This window comes from Methylophaga sp. UBA4204, assembly GCF_002379485.1.
Lineage (GTDB): Bacteria > Pseudomonadota > Gammaproteobacteria > Nitrosococcales > Methylophagaceae > Methylophaga.
Genome location: NZ_DFTU01000033.1, coordinates 897 through 2016, shown reverse-complemented (window position 1 = coordinate 2016; position 1120 = coordinate 897). Strand labels below are relative to the sequence as shown.

Sequence of the window (1120 nt, the reverse complement as noted above, 5' to 3'; positions counted from 1 at the left end):
GCCTGGGATACGGCTTTATTTTTATTACAGCAATTCGGTTTTGGCCTGATTATCGGTATCGGAGGTGGCTGGCTAATTGCAAAATTACTCAATTGGATGGATTTAGCGCCGGGACTTTATGCCATGTTGGCTCTGGCTCTGGGTTTCAGCGTGTTTGGCTTAACCGGAGTCATTGGTGGCAGTGGTTTTCTAGCCATTTACCTCTGTGGTTTGATGATCGGTAATCAACCTGGCCGTCATTTGAACTTTATTCTTCCTGTACATGATGGTCTGGCCTGGCTCAGTCAGATTGGTTTATTTCTGATTTTAGGTTTACTGGTCAATCCGAGTGAATTATTGCAATACGCCCTGCCTTCACTGGTTATCGCATTGGCATTAATTTTTGTCGCCCGACCCATCGCGGTATTCCTGTCCATTAAACCTTTCTTTCGCTTCCGCTGGCGTGAATTGGGGTTTATTTCGTGGGTAGGTTTACGTGGAGCGGTGCCTATCGTATTGGCTATCTTCCCGGTGATTGGGGGAGTAGAAAATGCCTCGCTGTATTTCAATGTTGCGTTTGCTGTTGTATTACTTTCGCTGTTGATTCAAGGCAGCAGCCTGTCACTAATGGCACGTTGGATGCGGGTAGAGGTGCCGATAGGTATCAAACCAAACCATCAGGGAGCCTTGGGCATTTTGCCAACAAATGATTATGAAATGTTTGTTTATCGGATTGAGAACGAACAGCTTGATGGTCAGCAGATCCGTTTACTGCGCTTCCCTTCTGGCACATTGATATCGGCATTATTCCGTAATAACGTGATGCTGCATCCCAAAGGCAGTACTGAACTGAAGTTGAATGACACCATTTGTGTGATAAGTCGTAATGAAGATTTGGATGCACTGAATCAAATCTTTAGTGGTCATTCAAAACTGAAAAATCGTGAGGCATTTTTTGGATCATTTACGCTACGCGGCGATGCCTTATTATCAGACGTCGCAAAAGCTTATGGACTGGTTATCAGTTCTGCAGAACATGGTATGACATTAAGCGAATTTATTTCCCGTCGAGTCGGTGGCCATCCGGTAGTGGGCGATGATGTGGACTGGCATGGCATTCATTGGGTAGTCAATGAAGTAG

The 1120-nt window shown here is 45.3% G+C and carries 1 protein-coding gene; it reads left to right on the top strand.

All coding sequences use genetic code 11. From position 1 onward, the window contains the following. Positions 1-1120, top strand: a 1120-nt coding sequence (locus tag B3182_RS04195; protein ID WP_292751663.1) for a potassium/proton antiporter, incomplete at both ends; no start/stop codon positions are given.